22 protein-coding genes are annotated in these 19,499 nt (G+C 38.8%); 9 read left to right on the top strand and 13 right to left on the bottom strand.

Annotation, left to right across the window (positions count from 1 at the left end; genetic code table 11):
- Positions 1 to 58: 58 nt before the first annotated feature.
- Complete coding sequence (locus EGT34_RS16020) at positions 59 to 751, bottom strand: YggS family pyridoxal phosphate-dependent enzyme (RefSeq protein WP_001108516.1); 693 nt, start codon at positions 749 to 751, stop codon at positions 59 to 61.
- 126 nt (positions 752 to 877) lie between these two features.
- On the opposite strand from EGT34_RS16020, the gene EGT34_RS16015 reads away from it, so the two are divergent.
- Both EGT34_RS16015 and EGT34_RS16010 read left to right on the top strand, forming a co-directional pair.
- Positions 878 to 1,915 (top strand): type IV pilus twitching motility protein PilT, encoded by a 1,038-nt coding sequence (locus tag EGT34_RS16015; protein ID WP_000355489.1) that lies wholly within the window; start codon positions 878 to 880, stop codon positions 1,913 to 1,915.
- A gap of 27 nt (positions 1,916 to 1,942) precedes the next feature.
- Positions 1,943 to 3,061 (top strand): PilT/PilU family type 4a pilus ATPase, encoded by a 1,119-nt coding sequence (locus EGT34_RS16010; RefSeq protein WP_000347041.1) that lies wholly within the window; start codon positions 1,943 to 1,945, stop codon positions 3,059 to 3,061.
- 69 nt (positions 3,062 to 3,130) lie between these two features.
- Here the strand turns inward: EGT34_RS16010 and fur are convergent, their stop codons facing one another.
- Positions 3,131 to 3,568, bottom strand: a complete 438-nt coding sequence (fur, locus tag EGT34_RS16005; protein WP_001122847.1) for a ferric iron uptake transcriptional regulator — start codon at positions 3,566 to 3,568, stop codon at positions 3,131 to 3,133.
- 111 nt (positions 3,569 to 3,679) lie between these two features.
- Between fur and EGT34_RS16000 the strand changes: the two genes are divergently transcribed.
- Positions 3,680 to 4,078 (top strand): outer membrane protein assembly factor BamE, encoded by a 399-nt coding sequence (locus tag EGT34_RS16000; protein WP_001170994.1) that lies wholly within the window; start codon positions 3,680 to 3,682, stop codon positions 4,076 to 4,078.
- 54 nt (positions 4,079 to 4,132) lie between these two features.
- Here the strand turns inward: EGT34_RS16000 and EGT34_RS15995 are convergent, their stop codons facing one another.
- The 10 genes from EGT34_RS15995 to EGT34_RS15945 form a co-directional block, all read right to left on the bottom strand.
- Complete coding sequence (locus EGT34_RS15995) at positions 4,133 to 4,456, bottom strand: RnfH family protein (protein ID WP_000442585.1); 324 nt, start codon at positions 4,454 to 4,456, stop codon at positions 4,133 to 4,135.
- Positions 4,456 to 5,523, bottom strand: a complete 1,068-nt coding sequence (locus tag EGT34_RS15990) for a membrane protein (protein WP_029642282.1) — start codon at positions 5,521 to 5,523, stop codon at positions 4,456 to 4,458. Before EGT34_RS15990 ends, EGT34_RS15995 begins: the two co-directional genes overlap by 1 nt.
- Positions 5,524 to 5,675: 152 nt before the next feature.
- Complete coding sequence (locus EGT34_RS15980; protein ID WP_000782976.1) at positions 5,676 to 6,131, bottom strand: bacteriohemerythrin; 456 nt, start codon at positions 6,129 to 6,131, stop codon at positions 5,676 to 5,678.
- A 252-nt stretch (positions 6,132 to 6,383) separates the two neighbouring features.
- Positions 6,384 to 7,232, bottom strand: a complete 849-nt coding sequence (locus tag EGT34_RS15975) for a class II glutamine amidotransferase (protein WP_000336554.1) — start codon at positions 7,230 to 7,232, stop codon at positions 6,384 to 6,386.
- Positions 7,233 to 7,340: 108 nt separating this feature from the next.
- The gene (locus EGT34_RS15970; RefSeq protein ID WP_000890283.1) at positions 7,341 to 8,123 is read right to left on the bottom strand and encodes a GNAT family N-acetyltransferase; all 783 of its coding nucleotides are present in this window, start codon (positions 8,121 to 8,123) and stop codon (positions 7,341 to 7,343) included.
- 120 nt (positions 8,124 to 8,243) lie between these two features.
- Positions 8,244 to 9,152, bottom strand: a complete 909-nt coding sequence (argB, locus tag EGT34_RS15965; RefSeq protein ID WP_001135419.1) for an acetylglutamate kinase — start codon at positions 9,150 to 9,152, stop codon at positions 8,244 to 8,246.
- Between the two features lie 14 nt (positions 9,153 to 9,166).
- Positions 9,167 to 10,585 carry a phosphomannomutase/phosphoglucomutase gene (locus EGT34_RS15960; protein WP_001102850.1) on the bottom strand — a complete coding sequence of 473 codons (1,419 nt, stop codon included), beginning with the start codon at positions 10,583 to 10,585 and terminating at the stop codon, positions 9,167 to 9,169.
- A gap of 199 nt (positions 10,586 to 10,784) precedes the next feature.
- Positions 10,785 to 11,237, bottom strand: coding sequence for a dUTP diphosphatase (dut, locus tag EGT34_RS15955; RefSeq protein ID WP_000868152.1), 453 nt, complete (start codon positions 11,235 to 11,237; stop codon positions 10,785 to 10,787).
- A gap of 24 nt (positions 11,238 to 11,261) precedes the next feature.
- Complete coding sequence (gene rep, locus EGT34_RS15950; protein ID WP_000093035.1) at positions 11,262 to 13,301, bottom strand: DNA helicase Rep; 2,040 nt, start codon at positions 13,299 to 13,301, stop codon at positions 11,262 to 11,264.
- A gap of 193 nt (positions 13,302 to 13,494) precedes the next feature.
- On the bottom strand, positions 13,495 to 14,148 hold the full coding sequence (locus EGT34_RS15945; RefSeq protein WP_001202415.1) for an OmpA family protein: 654 nt from the start codon (positions 14,146 to 14,148) through the stop codon (positions 13,495 to 13,497).
- A 244-nt stretch (positions 14,149 to 14,392) separates the two neighbouring features.
- On the opposite strand from EGT34_RS15945, the gene EGT34_RS15940 reads away from it, so the two are divergent.
- The 6 genes from EGT34_RS15940 (at position 14,393) to EGT34_RS15915 (ending at position 18,755) form a co-directional block, all read left to right on the top strand.
- Positions 14,393 to 15,319 carry an acyltransferase gene (locus tag EGT34_RS15940; RefSeq protein ID WP_000100967.1) on the top strand — a complete coding sequence of 309 codons (927 nt, stop codon included), beginning with the start codon at positions 14,393 to 14,395 and terminating at the stop codon, positions 15,317 to 15,319.
- Between the two features lie 16 nt (positions 15,320 to 15,335).
- The gene (locus tag EGT34_RS15935) at positions 15,336 to 16,382 is read left to right on the top strand and encodes a hypothetical protein (RefSeq protein ID WP_001181638.1); all 1,047 of its coding nucleotides are present in this window, start codon (positions 15,336 to 15,338) and stop codon (positions 16,380 to 16,382) included.
- 121 nt (positions 16,383 to 16,503) lie between these two features.
- A complete protein-coding gene (gene minC, locus EGT34_RS15930; RefSeq protein WP_000763675.1) occupies positions 16,504 to 17,226 on the top strand; it encodes a septum site-determining protein MinC in 723 nt (240 codons plus the stop codon).
- Positions 17,227 to 17,296: 70 nt separating this feature from the next.
- Positions 17,297 to 18,109 (top strand): septum site-determining protein MinD, encoded by an 813-nt coding sequence (gene minD, locus EGT34_RS15925; RefSeq protein WP_001074362.1) that lies wholly within the window; start codon positions 17,297 to 17,299, stop codon positions 18,107 to 18,109.
- 2 nt (positions 18,110 to 18,111) lie between these two features.
- Positions 18,112 to 18,384, top strand: coding sequence for a cell division topological specificity factor MinE (minE, locus tag EGT34_RS15920; protein ID WP_000896934.1), 273 nt, complete (start codon positions 18,112 to 18,114; stop codon positions 18,382 to 18,384).
- 83 nt (positions 18,385 to 18,467) lie between these two features.
- Complete coding sequence (locus EGT34_RS15915; protein ID WP_001218560.1) at positions 18,468 to 18,755, top strand: PA4642 family protein; 288 nt, start codon at positions 18,468 to 18,470, stop codon at positions 18,753 to 18,755.
- A gap of 42 nt (positions 18,756 to 18,797) precedes the next feature.
- Here the strand turns inward: EGT34_RS15915 and rhtC are convergent, their stop codons facing one another.
- Positions 18,798 to 19,418, bottom strand: coding sequence for a threonine export protein RhtC (gene rhtC, locus EGT34_RS15910; protein WP_000959262.1), 621 nt, complete (start codon positions 19,416 to 19,418; stop codon positions 18,798 to 18,800).
- Between the last annotated feature and the right edge of the window lie 81 nt (positions 19,419 to 19,499).

Raw genomic sequence — 19,499 nt, 5'->3', positions numbered from 1 at the left:
AAAAGCATGGTCTACCATAGCCGCAAAAGGCCGCAATTTCTGTAAGAAATCGCTTACATCAGCCTTTTTGTGAATAGTCTCTAGCCCCAAATAAAGCTGTGCCTACACGTACCATGGTTGAACCAGCGGCAATTGCGGCTTCTAAATCACTCGACATTCCCATACTCAATGTATCCCATTCTTCTGGGTGAGCATGTTGGTCTTTTACCGCATCAAATAATTTTTTGGCATCTACAAAAGCAGCTGTATTGTCAGGTGCCGGAATCACCATTAAACCACGTAACCTGATTTTCGGTAGTTGACTCATTTGAGCAACCAGCTCGGCAACGTCTTCCGGTGCACAACCATCCTTACTGTCTTGCCCATCAATATTCACTTGCAAACAAATATTAAGCGCAGCTTGGTCATCACCACGTTGGTTAGACAGGCGTTCTGCAATAATTAAACGATCTACCCCATGAACCCAATCAAACTGCTCGGCCAAATGCTTAGTTTTATTCCGCTGAACATGACCAATGAAATGCCATTCAATATCCAAATCCTGTAAAGCATCAATTTTATCTAAAGCTTCTTGCAAATAATTTTCGCCGAATGCTCTTTGTCCTGCTGCATACATTTCACGCAATCTTTCACTCGGATGAGTTTTCGATACGGCTAAAAGTTGCACAGTTTCAGGCGCACGCTGAGCAAGTTCACAAGCTGTTCTGATTTGCTGTAATACGTGCTGTCGCGCATCTTGCAGGTAATTCATTGACAAGGTTCTCATTTTCAAAAAACTTTTTTGCTTTTCACCTAAAGCGAGGTGTTGGTAAGCCTCGGTGAAAGCCGTATATTATTCTACAAAATAATGACATATTTTGATTTACTTGGGGAAATTATGGATATTACAGAGCTACTCGCCTTCTCTGTGAAAAATGGCGCGTCCGATTTACATCTTTCTGCTGGCATGCCACCAATGATTCGTGTTGACGGTGAAGTTCGTCGTATTAACTTACCAGCTCTAGAACATAAAGATGTCCACCGTTTAGTCTACGACATCATGAATGATAAACAGCGCCGTGACTATGAAGAAAAACTCGAAACTGACTTTTCTTTTGAAGTACCTAATGTTGCTCGTTTTCGTGTTAACGCATTTAACCAAAACCGTGGTGCTGGTGCAGTATTTCGTACCATTCCATCTAAAGTCCTCACCATGGAAGATCTAGGTCTAGGACAAATCTTTAAAGATATTTGCGACTATCCTCGTGGCATTGTACTGGTGACAGGACCAACAGGTTCAGGTAAATCAACTACGCTTGCAGCGATGCTCGATTATATTAACGAAAACCGCTATGACCATATTTTAACGGTGGAAGATCCAATCGAATTTGTACACCAGTCTAAGAAATGTCTCATTAACCAGCGTGAAGTGCATCGTGACACACACGGCTTTAATGAAGCACTTCGCTCAGCACTGCGTGAAGACCCTGATATTATTTTGGTCGGTGAGATGCGTGACCTTGAAACCATTCGCTTGGCATTAACCGCTGCCGAAACAGGTCACTTGGTGTTTGGTACACTCCACACCACGTCAGCTGCAAAAACTATTGACCGTGTGATTGACGTATTCCCTGCCGAAGAAAAAGACATGGTTCGTGCCATGCTGTCTGAATCTTTACAAGCGGTTATTTCACAAACCCTGCTTAAAAAGAATGGTGGTGGCCGTGTCGCAGCGCATGAGATCATGATTGGTATTCCGGCTATTCGTAACTTAATTCGTGAAAACAAAGTCGCGCAAATGTACTCAGCCATTCAAACTGGTGCCAATCATGGCATGACCACACTCGACCAAAGCTTAAAAGGCTTAGTCGCTCGCGGTGTGATTAGTCCACAAACCGCACGTACTGCGGCAAAACAGCCTGAATCATTCCTATAAAAATAACAAAATAGCGAGAATACAATTATGGATTTTAATGACTTGCTCAATCTGATGGTTGAAAAAAAATCATCCGACCTCTTTATTACAGATGGCGTTGCGCCCTCTATGAAGATTAACGGGCAAATTGTTCCAATTTCAAAAAATAGTCTTTCTGGGGAAGTGATTGGTCAACTGTTACAGTCCATCATGAGTGAAAAACAACGCAAAGAATTTGCAGAAACTCGTGAATGTAACTTTGCCATTATGAACCGTGAAAAAACGGCGCGTTTTCGTGTCAGTGCTTTTCAGCAGCGCGACATGCCGGGCATGGTACTACGTCGTATTGAAACCAAGATTCCTTCAATTGATGACTTGCAGTTACCGCCTGTACTTAAAGATTTATCGATGACCAAACGCGGCATTATTATTTTCGTAGGCGCGACAGGTACAGGTAAATCCACTTCATTGGCTTCAATGATCAGCCATCGTAACCATAACTCTAAGGGCCATATCATTACCATTGAAGACCCGATTGAGTTTATTCACGAACATGCAGGTTGCATCATTACTCAGCGTGAAGTCGGGATCGATACCGACTCATTTGAAATTGCCTTGAAAAATACACTACGACAAGCGCCGGATGTGATCTTAATTGGTGAGATCCGTTCTCGTGAAGTCATGGACTATGCGATTGGCTTTGCTGAAACAGGTCACCTTGTATTAGCTACCATGCACGCTAACAACGCCAACCAAGCGCTCGACCGTATTATTCACTTTTTTGAAAGTGATCGTCATAGTCAGCTTTACATGGACTTGTCACTTAACTTAAAGGCTATGATTGCGCAGCAGCTCATTCCAACACCAGATGGTAATTCACGCCGTGCAGCAATTGAGATTTTAATTAACTCACCATTAATTTCAGACTACATCCGTAAAGGTGAAATTCATGAAATTAAAGATTTGATGAAACGCTCACGTGAACTTGGTATGCAGACCTTTGACCAAGCTTTATTTGATTTATATAAAGCTGGTCAAATTACCTACAAAGATGCACTTAAACATGCTGACTCACCGAACGATTTACGTTTAACCATTAAACTTGCTGATGAAGGTCCCGATCAATTATCAGACGGGAAACAGTATTTAACTTTTGACCGCCAGTAATTTCTTCATAAAAAAAGGAAGGTTAAACGTAACCTTCCTTTTTTATTTGTTTTCTTTATGTGAAAACGATTATTTCTTGCGCAATGCTTCCTGACATTCAGGTTCATTACAGTAACCATAGAGATTTAATGAGTGACCCGTTAAGGTAAACCCATGTTGTTCTGCTACAGAATGCTGTTCTTTCTCGATAACATCATTAGTAAATTCAATGACTTTGTTACAGTTTTGGCATACTAAGTGATCGTGATGATCTTCTTGCATGATTTCGAAAACAGAATGGTTATTTTCAAAATGATGACGTTGAATAATACCCGCAGCTTCAAATTGTGTTAACACACGGTAAACTGTCGCAAGTCCGACATCTTCCCCTTGCTCTAACAAAGTCTTGTAAATATCTTCGGCGCTAAGATGATGTTGTTTTGAATTTTCTAATAATTCCAAAATCTTAATTCGTGGAAGGGTAACTTTAAGTCCAGCTTTGCGCAAATCTTGATTGGAAATAGGCATGAAAAAAGGTCTCTCAACAAATCTCAAGTTGGAATAGGCAATAGAATTCAGATGAAGTATGATCTATCCTTTGATCAAATGCATCATAATTTATTGGGATAGTGTAGCAAAATGCAAAAACTCGTGCTGACGTTATTCGTCACTTCACTCCTAGCTGGTTGTTCAATCTTTGGTGTATATAAGGTTGATATTCCTCAAGGGACTCCATTGACTAAAGCTCAAGCCTCTCAAGTACAGGTCGGCATGAATTTCCAGCAAGTGCGCTTTTTGCTTGGTAGCCCAACAGTGACTGATCCCCTCAATCCACAACGTTGGGACTATATCTACAACTATATCCCGGGAACATATGCTAAAAAAGCGAAAATCCCCGCAGCACATGGTCAGCATTTAAAAATTTACTTTGATGGAACTGGAACCGTAACTAAAATTGAAGGTTTAGAGACTATTCCAGAATCGCAACCAGGTTTACCTGCTTCCAAAGAAGCAATTTTAACTGCCCCACCACTATAATCGTTTTTTCTAATAAAAAGAAACCCCTCTAGTGAAATACTTGAGGGGTTTTGCTTATTGAGCTGATTGCTTAAAGCGATTGCCTTTAATGTATCTGCCTACAGGGTTTTTCGCAGCACGTTTCCGGCGAATATCTTTTGGATTAATCGTTAATGGTCGATAAACCTCAACTCGATCGCCTGCATGTAATACCGCATCAGTTTCTACTTTTACTCCAAAAATGCCGAGCTGAAGTGGTTCAGGCAAATCAACTTGATTTGATAAACCACTTGCTTGAACTGCCTGTGCAGCAGTCATTCCCTCTTCAAATGGAACAGAAATTAAAAACTGTTGTTCCGGTACCGCAAAAGCGACCCAAACTTGTTGTGTACGTTCCATTAGATACTTTGTCCAATTACAGCAATCATTGCCACAATAATTGAAAGCGGCAATACGATACGTACAGCAATACGCCATAGGTTATAAAAAAGCTCATTGCTGAAATTCATCGATTTACGCAAGTGGCTAATTTTCATAATCCAACCTGCAAAAATTGCATAGATTAAGCAAATAAGTAAGCCCCACAGCATAAGAATGAGCGTGAATAAATTATGAACTTCCGACACAGCCCAAACTGCAATTGCTACAACAATAATCACCCATTGTAAAACAGGCATAAGCTGACGCTGAGCAAGTTGTTCTCTAGCCAACTGCACAAATAACGCGGATGTCATTACACCAGTAAATATCCACGTTAAAACAGGTAATTGAGCCTGAAGCGAGAAAAAGCCAAAAGCAACCACAGCAATGAGCTGAGCTAACCAAATTGGAAGAACAGTTTTCGTTGCTCCTTCTTGCGCCTGAACAGCACCTACACTATTTTGCCAGTAAAGCCCTAAACCTAACCCGCTCGCGACAAGTGCAAGTACAGTTGCATTACCCCACTCCTTAAACTCAACACTGGTCCAATGCCAAGGTTGTAAAGTCGAGCCCATCATATTTGCCAACACAATAGAAGCGATTACTCCTAAGGTCATTAATAGAATAAGTATTTGGCGTGGAATAAAAGATAATACCAAGGCAGCAACTGCAAGGCCTGCAAAAATAATTTGACCGGAAATGCTTGGGGCAAACTGTGCAACTAATATATTGCTCGCAGTACTTAGAACGTTACCCGCTAAGAAAGGAATAAAAACAACAGCAAGCCAGCCAACCACACGCCATTTAGGGGAACTATCAGCTTCACGAGTTAAACTCGATAACGCATTTAAAGCGGTTGTTTTTGATCGTTTTGCTAAAGCAATTTCCAAATAACAAACTGGTAATGCCAATAACAACATAGTGCCAAACCACAATAACCAGAAATCGATTTGACGATCAATCTGGATTCCCATGGTTGGTGCCAAAGTGGCCATGATGACAAAAGATAAGCAAAACGCCATAAGAGGCGATAACCATCGTGACATAGGTATGTCCTGCATTATGCATTCCTTGAAAAAGTCTATAGATATTTTGCCCGTCTCATGCATGAAAATCAAAGTTTGCACAATAAAAAAAGCAAACCACCGAAACGATAGTTTGCCGCGCTAACTGTATATTAGAGTTTTTTTAGTTAAGGTTATGAGAAAAAACGGGCGAACCAGTTCTTTCCTTTCTTCTTTTCTTTTTCTCTAATAATCCCCATCATATTTTCTTTTACTGCCCCCACATAATCGGCATCATCATGTTGAATATGGTTAATTAACCATTTAGCCAAGATCTCTTGTAATTCTGCTTCAATCGTATGGCCCATTTCAAAACGTTCACGATATAACTCTATTTTTTTAATAAATAAGTCATGTACACGTTTATGAGGCACTCTATATTTATAATCAGCTTCCTCTTGTAAACTTTCTTCAAAGGTAAAATGTGATTGCGTATAATCAATAATATTGTCTAAAACGTCTTTAATACGACGTCTATCCTCATCATCTTTTACATCATCAATCTCGTTAATATAATCCAGTATTCGTTTATGTTGCTCATCAATAACGTCAATACCAGTATTATATTCTGAAGCCCATTTCATTTTCATACATCACCCCCAATGATGTTCAATGACTGTTGCATAAACCGCATCTTATCTTTAAAGGGTATAAATAAAAACAAAGCTATTTTGTCGGCTTTAAATAAATAAAAATGAATAAATAGTTAAGATTTTGATTTTTAAAAAATTAATTAATATTAACCAACTAAAAAGATAAAGTATTTTTTAAACAAAATACTTTATTATTAAATAAACAAAAATATATATTTCTTAAGAAATTACATTACATTCAATAAAAAATTAATATTGGTCAGCACGAGTAATACGCTTAAGTTCAGGATTTTTCTCTTCACGTATTAATCTTTCAACTTGAGTAATCGCTTTCTTTATAGGTTTACCATGTTGAAATAAAATCATTTCACCAGGTTGATAAGCAATCCATGTTTCATTATGAGTTAAAGGCTCAGTGGTAATTACTGCAACTCGATCTTCAGGAGTCGTCACCTGACTAAAATCAACCTCAACATCTAAATCAATTAAATGTGCATTATTGAATGGATATTCTCGAACTAACCAATGTAATTTAGTAATCGCATAACTAAATAAAGCTTGCCCATTTGATAAACAGAAATTAAATGTCCCATATTCTGCAATTTGAGGAGAAATCTTTTCTAATACTTCAAATATCTGCTCAAGCGTTGGTTCTTCATAACCAAATACTTCGACCAGTTGATCTAATAAATAACAAAATGCTCTTTCGCTATCGGTATTCCCTACCGGCGTAAAACGTCCGCTCAAGGGTGGATTAAAATCATGTAAATCGCCATTATGGGCAAAAATCCAGTGACGTCCCCATAACTCCCGAATAAAAGGATGTGAGTTCTCAAGCGTAATTTTGCCTTGAGTCGCCTTACGAATATGTGCGATTACATTACGTGATTTAATGGGATAATTACGAATAAGATCAGCAATTGGTGATTCAACTGCAGACTGGTTATCTACAAATAAACGGCATGCCTTATCTTCAAAAAAGGCAATACCAAAACCATCACTATGGTCAGAGGTAATTCCTGCGCGTTGTGAAAAACCACGGAAAGAAAAAGTGATATCCGTTGGTGTTGCACAATTCATTCCTAATAGCTGGCACATATTGTTTTTAAACTTTCACTTCATTACCCCATGCGTACTATTGTGCATGAGAGTAAATTGGCTTGTAAATCCCAATATGCGCTCGCTATTACAAAATATAAGATAACTTTATCGCTGAGCCATTTTGTTCATTACAAACGAAGTGGCAATTTTATTCACTTCTAAAAATACAAAGTAATCGAGACAGTTAAATTCAGCATCAAAGAAAGCATCTTTGGATAATTTAGACTGCATACTCAAATACATTTGGAATAGTTTCGGCATCCGCTCGTCTTGAGGGAAACTAAACTCCGGATATTCAGGTTCATAGATTTTCTTAGAACGAATATCGATAGTTTTAGTGTCCGGTAATTGCTGAATTTGACGGTGCGTATAGTACGCTCTAGCCAAATTATCTTGCAGATGAATACTGACACATCCCATCAAATATTTAGCACGCATTGACCACAATACTTTAGGTGCAAGATTCAGCCATAATGTTGAAAGTGCCTTACCATTACGAAAACGTGGATGTACACAAGTACGCCCTATCTCTAATACATTTGGCAAATGCGACAAGTGTGGAACAATGTCAAACTCATTAGCACTGTAACTTTGCCCTATTTCATGGCCTTGAAAGAGCTTAAGTCGTGTATAAGCAACTATCTCTCCTGTCCATTTTTCTCTTAATACAGCATGCTCACAGCCAAAATCGTAAATATCTTGATCTAAATTATCTTCAAATTGAATGCCGAATTGTTTACTAAATTGTTGTGCACGAAACCGTTGTACATCTTGTAATTCTTTTAAATTATCAACCCATTCAAAGCGAAATTGTGTTTGATTGTTAGCCTTATGGCGATTTAAAGGTAAAGTCCAGGTTTGGCGATATTGATTAAATTTTTCCAGCATAATGAACGCTCCTAGTGACACCCACTACACTAGTCAAAGCTCATGACAAAAAAATGACCAAAATTAAATGGCATAAAAAAAGACCACTTAGCGTGATCTTTTAATAAAAAATAATAAGGTTTAGTGAGTTGTTTGTGTACGGTTAGAAATAAGCGTACCAACCCCGTGATCTGTAAAGATTTCAAGTAATGTTGCGTGCGGTACACGACCGTCAACAATATGTGCGCTCACAACACCACCTTTTACAGCGTCAAGTGCACAGCCTACTTTAGGAATCATTCCACCGTAAATTACGCCTGTTTCGATTAAACGGTCAACTTCTTGTGTCGTTAAACCGGTTAAAAGGTTTTTGTTTTCATCTAATACGCCACTAATATTAGTCAGCAGAATTAATTTTTCTGCGCCTAATGCTTCTGCGACCTTCCCAGCCACCAAGTCAGCATTAATATTGTAAGTATTACCTTTTTCATCAACACCTAATGGAGCAATAACAGGAATAAAGTCGCTTTGAGTAAACATCTCTAATACATCAGTTTTAACCCCGGTCACCTCACCAACCATACCTAAGTCGATATGTTTGATAGAACCGTCCTCTTCTTGTTTTTCCATTAACAATTTACGGGCACGTAATAGGTTGCCATCTTGACCAGTCAAGCCAATTGCACGGCCGCCGTGTTTATTAATCAAATTAACAATAGATTTGTTTACGCTACCGCCTAGGACCATTTCAACCACTTCCATCGTAGCTTCATCGGTCACACGCATACCATCAATACGGTCAGACTCACGTCCTAATTGCTTTAAGAAAGAGTCAACTTGTGGACCACCGCCATGCACAACGATCGGGTTTAAACCCACAGTTTTAAGTAAAACGATATCGCGGGCAAATGAACTTTCCAATTCAGGATCAGTCATCGCATTACCACCGTATTTCACCACCAGCGTCTTACCAGAAAAACGTTGAATATATGGCAAAGCTTCAATCAAGATTTTTGCTTTGTCGACGCCGAGATGCTGATCTTGTGGCATTGCGCCTCTCCTTATTAGGCCTCAGAAAGTTCTTGTGCAATTTGCGGATAACGCTCTTGCAACATATCAATAAATTTTTGCTGGATTTCCTTTAAACGTAAAGGATTATCAGCGTCAAATCTTACGGTAAAATACTCACCTGTATTTGATGCTCGAATAATGCCAAAACCATCATCAAAATCAAGACGTACGCCATCAATTTTACTAATTCGAGCACTTAAACGATGGCTTAAAATTTCAATATCTTGTAGTACATGTTTAGGGTCGGACTGATGGGTACCAATATAAGTATCTTCGGTACAGCATCTTTCAGGATAATTAGAAAATAAATCAGAAACTGTTGTCGCACTCGACTCGGTGAAATATTCCATTACACGTAATGCAGCGTACAAACCATCGTCATACCCAAAACCACGCCCATCATTAAATACATAATGACCCGCGTATTCGCCCCCAAAAATAGCGTTACCATTTGATTGAGATAAATACGCGCGGAGGAAGCTACTTCCCGTGCGAATCATTTTGGGTTTACCACCAAGTCGTTCTACGGTTCTTTGAACCATGAGCGAGCATTTCACATCAAATACAATTTCTTTGTCTGGTTGCTGCTCCAGACACATTTGTGCAAATAGTGACAATAAACGGTCAGCAGTAAGTATATTGGCTTTTTCATCAAGCAATACGACACGGTCGCCATCACCATCAAGGGCAATACCAATATCTGCCCCCTGTTCAATAATCGTTTTACGTAGTTCTTTTAAATGCGCAGCATGTGAAGGGTCTGGTGCATGATCAGGGAACTCACCATTTGGAGTTGTACGTAAAGCAATGACTTCACAACCCATTTTTTCAAGTACGAGTTTTGAGCAATGCCCTGCCGATCCATGCAGGCCATCTAATACAACTTTTAAAGGACGCTTGAGTTGAATATCGTTAAAGATTGCTTGTTGGTATTTTTTACAAAATTCTGAATTAAATTGAGGAGTTGATAATTCTAATAATGAAATTGTATGAGTAGGTACATAAGTTTGCGCAAATTCACCTACTTGCTGGATCATTTCAGGAGATGGAGGTTCCCCTCTTAAAATCCATTTAATACCATTATCTGATTTAGGATTATGGCTAGCTGTTACCATTATGCCATTACCACCAAACTCCCGTGCAATGTAGTACATCATCGGGGTTGAGCAACAACCAATATTTGTAACATTTAAACCCTGCTCTACTAATATCTCTTCGATTAAATGCGCATAAGCCGGACTCGTCAGGCGCGCATCATAACCAATGATCAGTTGAGTTTGTTCTGCTTGTTTATATTGTTGTGCCAATCCATAGGCAATTGAACGGACGACGTCCGTAGTTAAATAAGAAAGTTTGCCTCTAATATCGTAAGCACGGAAAATATTTTTTGGAAATGAGTGTCTTACATTCATAGCGTATCTTCTATTTAAAGATCAATTTGATCTATCGCAAAAACATAGAGTATTCAAAATCTGAAAAATGGGTATTTGCTAAAAAAAGTTAAAAGAATATGAGTAAAGCGTTTTGTAATATAATTCATTGTAACATTCAAGGTGTAAAAAGAAACACTTGTAAAACAAGCGTTTCTTTTCATTATTTTTTATAAATTAATTATTGTTTACCAGTGTGACCAAAGCCGCCTGCGCCACGTAAAGTTTCTTCAAATTCCTCTACTTGCTCAAATTCAGCCTGAACTACTGGAACTAAAACATACTGTGCTAAACGCTCACCCGGTTCTAAACGGAAGGTGGTTTGACCACGGTTCCACACTGAAACCATCAACTCACCTTGATAGTCCGAATCGATCAAACCAACTAAGTTGCCAAGCACGATACCGTGTTTATGGCCTAAACCTGAACGCGGTAGAATTAAACCAGCAAAATTCACATCATGAATATAAATTGCCATACCTGTTTTAACCAAAACAGTTTGGCCTGGTTCAATCTCAATTGCTTCATCTAAACAGGCACGTAAATCTAAACCTGCTGACCCTGCTGTTGCATATGAAGGTAAAGGCCACTCTTTACCTAAACGCGGATCGAGCAATTTAACTTGAACTTTCATGGGATTTCCTAAAAATTAAAAAAATTAACGCTTTAATAAAGCTTTTAAATTTGCCAAATATTGTTGAGCCTGTTCTTTAGGATCAACATTTGCTGCAATTTTCTTTTTACGCCCTAACCATTCGAGCTCATCTTGCGGAAGCTCATCGAGGAAACGGCTTGGGGTCATCTGTTTCATTTGACCACCATTTTTACGCTGCTCTGCCAAAGTCAAAGTTAAGCCTTGACGTGCACGGGTAATTCCCACGTACATAAGACGGCGTTCTTCTTCAATAGTTTCAGCAGCAATCGAGTTCTTATGCGGCAACAGCTCTTCTTCAAGACCCATAATATAGACATATGGGAATTCCAAACCTTTAGCGGCATGTAGAGTAAGTAAGTTCACTTTATCAGTGTCCTCTTCCTCTTGCTGCTGCTCTAACATATCAAGCAAGACTAGTTTTCGAATCACACTTTCAATGTTCTTTTCATCAACATCTTCAGCACGATTAATTAAGTTTTGAATACTACTAAACAAGTTCTCGATATTATCGAGTTTACTTTTCTCTTGCGCAGGCGTTGCGGACTGCTCACGAATATAGTCGATATAACCCGCTTCATTCATCATTTGACGAACTTTAGGCACAGGTTCATCATCTTCCAGCAGCTCACGTGTAAACGTCGAGATAAAATCAGCAAACTCATGCAATTGAGTTTCTGCCTTTTTAGGAAGCACCATACTTAAGCGTTGGTCAGAAGAAGCACCAAGTAAAGACAAATTATTTTCTTGTGCAAATAAGCCTAACTTCTCAAGAGTAACTGGGCCAATCGCACGTTTAGGCGTATTAATAATACGTAAGAAAGCACTGTCATCTTCTGGGTTAATAATAAGACGTAAATAACTCATTACATCTTTAATTTCTGCACGAGCGAAGAACGATGTACCGCCAGAGAGTTTGTACGGAATCTGCATTTGGCGAAGTTGTGTTTCCAATACACGCGCCTGAAAGTTACCACGGTACAATACAGCGTAATCTTTCCAGTTCTTACCGTTCATAAGTTTATGAGTCAGTAAGTCTTTGACTACACGTTCTGCTTCATCATCATCATTACGACAGGTAATAATTCTGATGACCTCACCATGGCCTTTATCACTCCACAATTTTTTATCAAAAATATGCGGGTTATTTTGAATTACACAGTTCGCAGCTTTCAAAATACGGCTGGTTGAGCGGTAATTTTGCTCAAGTTTAATAATATGTAGATTTGGGAAATCCTGTTTAAGCAAAGCCATGTTTTCGGGCTTAGCCCCACGCCATGCATAAATCGACTGGTCATCATCACCTACGGCAGTAAACTGCCCCATTACGCCAACTAGTAATTTCACCAAAATATATTGCGCGGTGTTGGTATCTTGATACTCATCCACTAGCAAGTAACGAACACGGTTTTGCCACTTGTCACGCACTTCTGCATTTTCTTGCAATAAGCGGGTTGGCATAACAATGAGGTCATCAAAGTCAACTGCATTGTAGGCACGTAAATTACGTTCATAAAGTTGATAAAGATGGGCAAACTGGACATCTTCAGGAGTTTCGCACGTCGAATGTGCTTGTTCAGGCAAAATCAGATCGTTTTTCCAATCTGAAATTTTCTTCATTGCCTTGGCAATTAGCTCTTTACTCTCTGCACCCGATAAATTATCGCGATGCATCAAATCCATTAAAATACGTTTACAGTCATCTGCATCCAAAATCGAAAAATTAGCTTTTAAAGGTAAATTTTTAAGTTCTAAACGTAAAAGATTTAAACCAAAAGTATGGAAGGTCGAAACGGACAAACCTTTTGCTTCTTCACGTGATAAAAGCTTAGTGACACGCTCTTTCATTTCACGTGCAGCTTTATTAGTAAAGGTCATCGCTGTAATACGATGCGCAGGAATACGGCAATGTTGCACCAAATAGGCAATTTTACGCGTAATTACCGATGTTTTACCTGAACCAGCGCCAGCAAGCACCAATAAAGGGCCCTGAGTATATTTCATGGCTTCTTCTTGCTTGTTGTTCAGTTGACTGGCAGATGACATCGTGTATTACCTCTTAATTTTTCGAGCATGATTATAGTCATCTCTTTTTTAGAATCCCAATAGTAAATCTACGGATATGTATAAATGATGTCTAATAATGCGATTTATGCGCCGCAGAATGTCGTGATTATTTTTTATACTTCACCCATAAAAAAACCACCCGAAGGTGGTTTTTGAAACAATAAACTAGATCTTATTGTTTAGCATAAATGCTGATTTCTACACGGCGGTTTTGTTCACGACCAGAAGCAGTTGAGTTGTCTGCGATTGGGTTAGAAGAACCATAACCTTGTGCATCGATACGGCTAGATGGAACACCTTTACCAGCTAAATAGTTTTTAACTGATTGAGCACGCGCTTGAGATAATGGGATGTTAATAGAATCATTACCAGTGTTATCTGTATAACCAGTAACTAAAATCGCGCTCTTGTTATCTTCAGCCAATGTTTGAGCTACTTTGTCCAAAGTTGCATAGAAGTTTGGCTTGATGTTTGATTTGTTAGTATCAAAAGTAATGCTACCAGGCATGATCAATTGAACAGAACCATCTGGGTTACGGCCTACTTCTACACCAGTACCAGCCATTTGTTCGCGTAATTTTTTCTCTTTTTGGTCAAGATATAAACCGCCAGCTGCACCAAGAACTGCACCAATTGCCGCAGCACGGTTGTTTTGACGGCTAGAGTTTGCATTTGATTTAGAAATACCGTAGCCAGCTGCTGCGCCGATCAAAGTACCTAATGCGGCTTTATCGTATTCAACGCCACCAAGGTTATTACCTGTTGTTTGACAACCAGAAAGTACTACTGCTGCCCCTACCACTGTTGAAATAACTAATGCACGCATTGCATGCCTCCTCACTTTGAGTGTTTTGTTGTTGAATGAATAATGAAACAAAAAGGAAGTATAAAACATTGATATTTTGTTAATAATAAACAGTTTAGTTATTTTTTTGTAATATTTTGATGCACTTTAAGGTATGCACTCATCACAATTTCTTCATTGTTGTCTAAGATACCGTTGTATTTCATTTCACGATAGTTATAGTTGAACAACTTTCTATGGATTTTGGATATTCGGGGCCATTTATATGTCAACTGCACCCAATAAGCAATCTGCGCTAAAAAAAATTACACGTGGACTCACTGTAGGTACAGTCATCACAGGTAGTACTTTTTTTCATGGACCACCTGTCTTAGCTTTAGGTTTAACAAAGCTATTTAAAAAGTCTTCAAAAATTGATGAAACCAATATTCAAATTACTAATAGCTGGCTTGGTGTCAATAATTGGCTCATTGATCATGTTTTACCTAATTTAAAATGGGACATTAGCATTGACGAAGATCTTGATCTGAATATGCAAGGCCGTTATTTAATGACTTGTAACCATCAAAGTTGGGTTGATACCACGGTAAACCAGTATTTTGGGTTAACCCGTATGCCGCTTACCCGCTTTTTTACCAAGTGGGAACTCATCTTTATTCCTTTCGTGGGTCAAGCTTTTAAAATCTTAGGCTTTCCAATGATGAAGCGTCATACAAAAGAGCAAATCGCGAAAAACCCTGAACTCAAAGACCGCGATATGATGGAAGCACGTAAAGCGTGTGAACAGCTCTTAAGTCAACCTTTTACATTATTAAATTATTTGGAAGGGACTCGTTTTACTCAGGAAAAACACGACCAACAAAAATCACCATATAAACATTTATTAAAACCTAAAGCAGGTGGTTTGGCTCTGGCATTAAATATTTTGGGCGACAAAATTGATGCTTTAGTTGATATGACCATTGTCTACCCTGATGGCGTACCAGGTTATGGCGATTTCTGGCTAGGTGACGTTTCAAAAATTGCGGTCAATCTTCGAAAAATTGAAATACCAGACTGGGTTCTCGGGGGCAATTATGAAGATGACCCAGTTTACCGTGAACGTTTTCAACAATGGGTACATGAACTCTGGACTGAAAAAGATCAGCTCATCGAGAAAATGAAAGCTCAATACGCGACTACGAATCTTTAAAAAAGAATCCACTTTTATGCAAAACAGTTCCGGAAAGCAAACGAAATATCACCGTGTAGATTCAAGCAGCCTTTCATTTAAGCTGTTTTTGGTCTACGACATCTTTATGGTGTTTATTATCATTTTCAATCTGTTCTGTCTTGCAGCCAATTTCTTTTTAATGAGCAGTATTGGGGCATGGTTCTTTGAACATATCCATTTGCCCCAAGTATTGTCTTTCTACCGTACCCATCTACACCCATGGGTTATTACCTCTGAAGCCTGGTTTATTGGTTTTCTAATTATTGAACTACTGGTCCGTTGGGGAATTGCTATCGTTTATAAACATCATAAACGTTGGTTTTTCTTCCCTTTCATTCACTGGTATGAAATTTTAGCTATTATTCCTCAGCTACGTTTTCTACGTTTATTCCGTGCCGGGATTATTGCTTACCGTTTACACGAACTTGGTTACCCGGTTATTCCTGAAAGCTGGAGAAAGACAGGGCTCTTTTATTACCGTGTGGTTATGGAAGAGTTGTCGGACCGCGTGGTGATTACCGTAATTGACGGTATTCGATACGAGCTTGAAACGAGTTCTAGCCATAAACAAATTATTCATGATTTGGTTAATCATCATCGTGAACAATTTACCGTAACCCTAACTGCCCTATTACAAGAATCTTTAGCAACTGCTTTAAAAGAACAAAAGCCTGCAATCACCCGAGCTGTCGGACAAATTGTAGATCAGGCAATAGAAGATACGCCTGAATTAACACAATTATTAAGGCTTATTCCACTTGTAGGGGGACGTATTGAGCAACAAATTCAAAGTATTGGTCAACGTCTTGGTGAAAATATCAGTGCTGGTTTAATAGAACCGTTAATTGAAGGTTCAGCCACACATCCTAATTCAACTTATCAATTAATTTCTCAAAAAATTAGCCATATAAATATTGATAACCATGAACTTGAGCAGCTGGTTGAGTCTGTCGTTTTTGAAACGCTAGAAGCTGTCCGTAAACAAGTTAAAGTTAAACAGTGGCAACAAACACTCGCGGAGTATGATCGAATCAAAGAATAAGCATTTATTTATTTTTTTATAAATCACGCTAGAGAATTGGTACGATTTGTTCTAGCATTTGCTCTATTTACAATAAACTTAACGATATTACAGCTCGTTTTAACGCCTTGAAGGAAGACTTATGGCTGATATCCGGATTACCGGCAGAATGGTTAACTTTAGCAGGATAACCTTCGATACGAATGATCATGATGTGATCCGCCAGCAATTATCAAATATATTAAATGAAGGTTCCTATCAGGGAACTGTCGTTATTATAGATAGTACTGTTGAACAAGAGCTTATTGCTTTAATTCAGCTATTAGTCAGCTTAGGCTTACAGCCTATGGCTGTCATTGACGGTATTTTAGGCGACGAAGCACGCGCCATTCAGTTCCCTGTATTACCGGCAGATCAGCCATTACAACGTATTAAACCAACTGCAGAGCAAGTTGCAATTGTAGAGAAGCCTACCTCTGCACAAGCTTCAGTAGAAACAAAAAAACCACTAAATAATAATGCAGTTGCCCATATTACCTCTTATCATGATGAAATTTTGCGTACAGGCCAATCTCTTGTACAAGACCAAGGCGATATTATTTTAAAAGCTGGCATGAATAGTGGTTCCGAAGTGATTGCTTCAGGAAATATACATATTTATGGCACGGTTCGTGGTAGAGTCATTGCTGGTGCGGGTGGGCACGCTGCTGCACGCATTTTTTGCCAATCTTTAGAGGCTGAACTCGTTTCCATTGCCGGAACATATTGTGTCGCAGATGATATCCCTAAACATGTGGTAAAAAAGCCAGTACATATTTATTTAAATGAAAAGCAAGAGCTTGAATTTGAAGCTCTAGAACTTTAGTTTATTAAGCAAATCACCAAAAAACAGCCCTTTTAAGGGTGTATGTATGACCATAATAGGAGTGGATTCGGTGGCCAAAATTGTTGTCGTAACATCAGGCAAAGGTGGTGTAGGTAAAACTACAACGAGTGCATCTTTTGCAACAGGTTTAGCCCTTCGTGGTCATAAAACTGTTGTGATTGACTTTGATGTAGGCTTACGTAACCTTGATTTAATTATGGGTTGTGAGCGTCGTGTTGTTTATGATTTCGTCAATGTAATTAATAATGAAGCACGTCTGCAACAAGCCCTTATTCGCGATAAAGATATCGAAAACCTTTACATTTTGCCGGCTTCCCAAACCCGTGATAAAGATGCTTTGAGCGACGAAGGTGTTGCTCGTGTAATTGATGAGCTTTCTCAAGAATTTGATTACATTATTTGTGACTCACCTGCGGGGATCGAGCGTGGTGCAATTTTAGCAATGTACCATGCAGATGAAGCAATCATTGTGACAAACCCTGAAATTTCTTCAGTACGTGACTCTGACCGCATCATCGGAATGTTAGATAGCAAAACTAAAAAAGTTGAACACAACGAAGGACGTATACGTAAACATTTATGTATTACACGTTTTAACCCTGAACGTGCTGACCGTCAGGAAATGCTGACGATTGATGATATTTCTAAAGATATTTTACGCGTACCGACATTAGGTGTTATTCCTGAATGTCCAAGTGTATTACAAGCATCAAACGAAGGTAAGCCAGTTATTCTGTATTCAGAAACTAAAGCTGGACAAGCGTATGATGACTTGGTTGCTCGCTTTCTTGGCGAAGACCGCCCTTATCGACACATCACAGCTCAACCTAAAGGCTGGTTAGCACGACTATTTGGAGCGTAGATATGGCAGGATTCTGGAGTAAATTATTTAGCAGTGAAGAAAAACCATCAAGTGCTCAAACTGCCAAAGATCGTTTAAAAGTCATTGTTGCATCAGAACAAGGTTTAGGCCGTCGTTTAAGCCAAGACAAGATTGACCAAATGAAGAAAGAAATTATGCAGGTGGTCAGTCGTTATGTTAGCGGTGTAGGCGAACAGCATATCCAAATGCAAGTTCGTTCTGAAGCAAACATCGAAATGTTAGAAATGAATATCAATTTACCTGAAGAACGATAATTCTATTTCTGACTATTCAATAAAACAGAATCAAGGCAAAATAACGCAAGTTATTTTGCCTTTTTTAAAATGAGGAGATTGTCATGGCATTATCACAGCCAGCAACTTTCAATGAAGAATGGTCCGATGAGCGTGTTTTTGCCTACCTCAACCAACTTCCTCCAAATGGTGTGAACGCAGACTTCCATGTGCTCTACCATGCTTTCAAACATATGCGTCCAAATGACTATGAACGTCTTTTAACTAAATTTGTTGCAGATGGACGAGATATTAATGCGACTAATCCGGAAGGCGAACGCATCCATGACGTGATTGCTAAATTCCCACGTCAATCAGCGCCGTTTTTAGAAGTTTTAGCAAAGTTTGCTTAAAAATAAAAAAGCCTCATAAAGAGGCTTTTTTCTTATTTAAAATTATCGATTTCCAATCAGGAAAATACCGAAAATGGTAAAAATTCCCCCAGAAATACCATCAATCCATTTTGAAAAATTACGGTAAGCGGCTCTAAAGCTCGGTAATGAAAAAATAAAAGTCACAAAGCAGAACCATAAAATTGTTTCAACCGACACAATAATAAAAAGCAGCCAATGGACTTGATCAAGCTGAGGGTTTGCTAAAAATAAAGAGAATACGCTACCAAAATAGATCACAGCTTTAGGGTTCGATAAATTGGTGAGTAATCCCTTCATAAAAAATAGATACGGCGCTTTTGGTAATTCAACAGTTGTCACCTCTTCCTGCTGATTTTTTGAAAATGCCGAACGCAACATTTGGTATCCTAACCAGCATAGGTATAAACCGCCGGCAATAAGTAAACCTTGCTTTAACCAAGCCATTTTCTCAAAAATAATATTTAAGCCCATCAGTGCTAAAGAAGCCCAAAACATAACACCCACTGTTATTCCTGCAACAACCAGCATTGCTTCTTTACGAGATCGGCTCACTGCGGTCTGTGATACCAGAAAAAAATCAGGCCCTGGAGTAATAAGCGCACAAAAATGAATAAAAGCTAACGTAATTAACGCGACTAACATGTTGTCCTCCTGATTTGTTTCATTGTTATTTATTGAGAAGCACACATTAGCATTTTTTACTATTTGATAAAATCTCAAACT

It is taken from the genome of Acinetobacter sp. FDAARGOS_558, assembly GCF_003937785.1.
Lineage (GTDB): Bacteria > Pseudomonadota > Gammaproteobacteria > Pseudomonadales > Moraxellaceae > Acinetobacter > Acinetobacter baumannii.
Note: the sequence above shows the minus strand (reverse complement) of the source record. Positions and strands in the feature narration are given on the sequence as shown.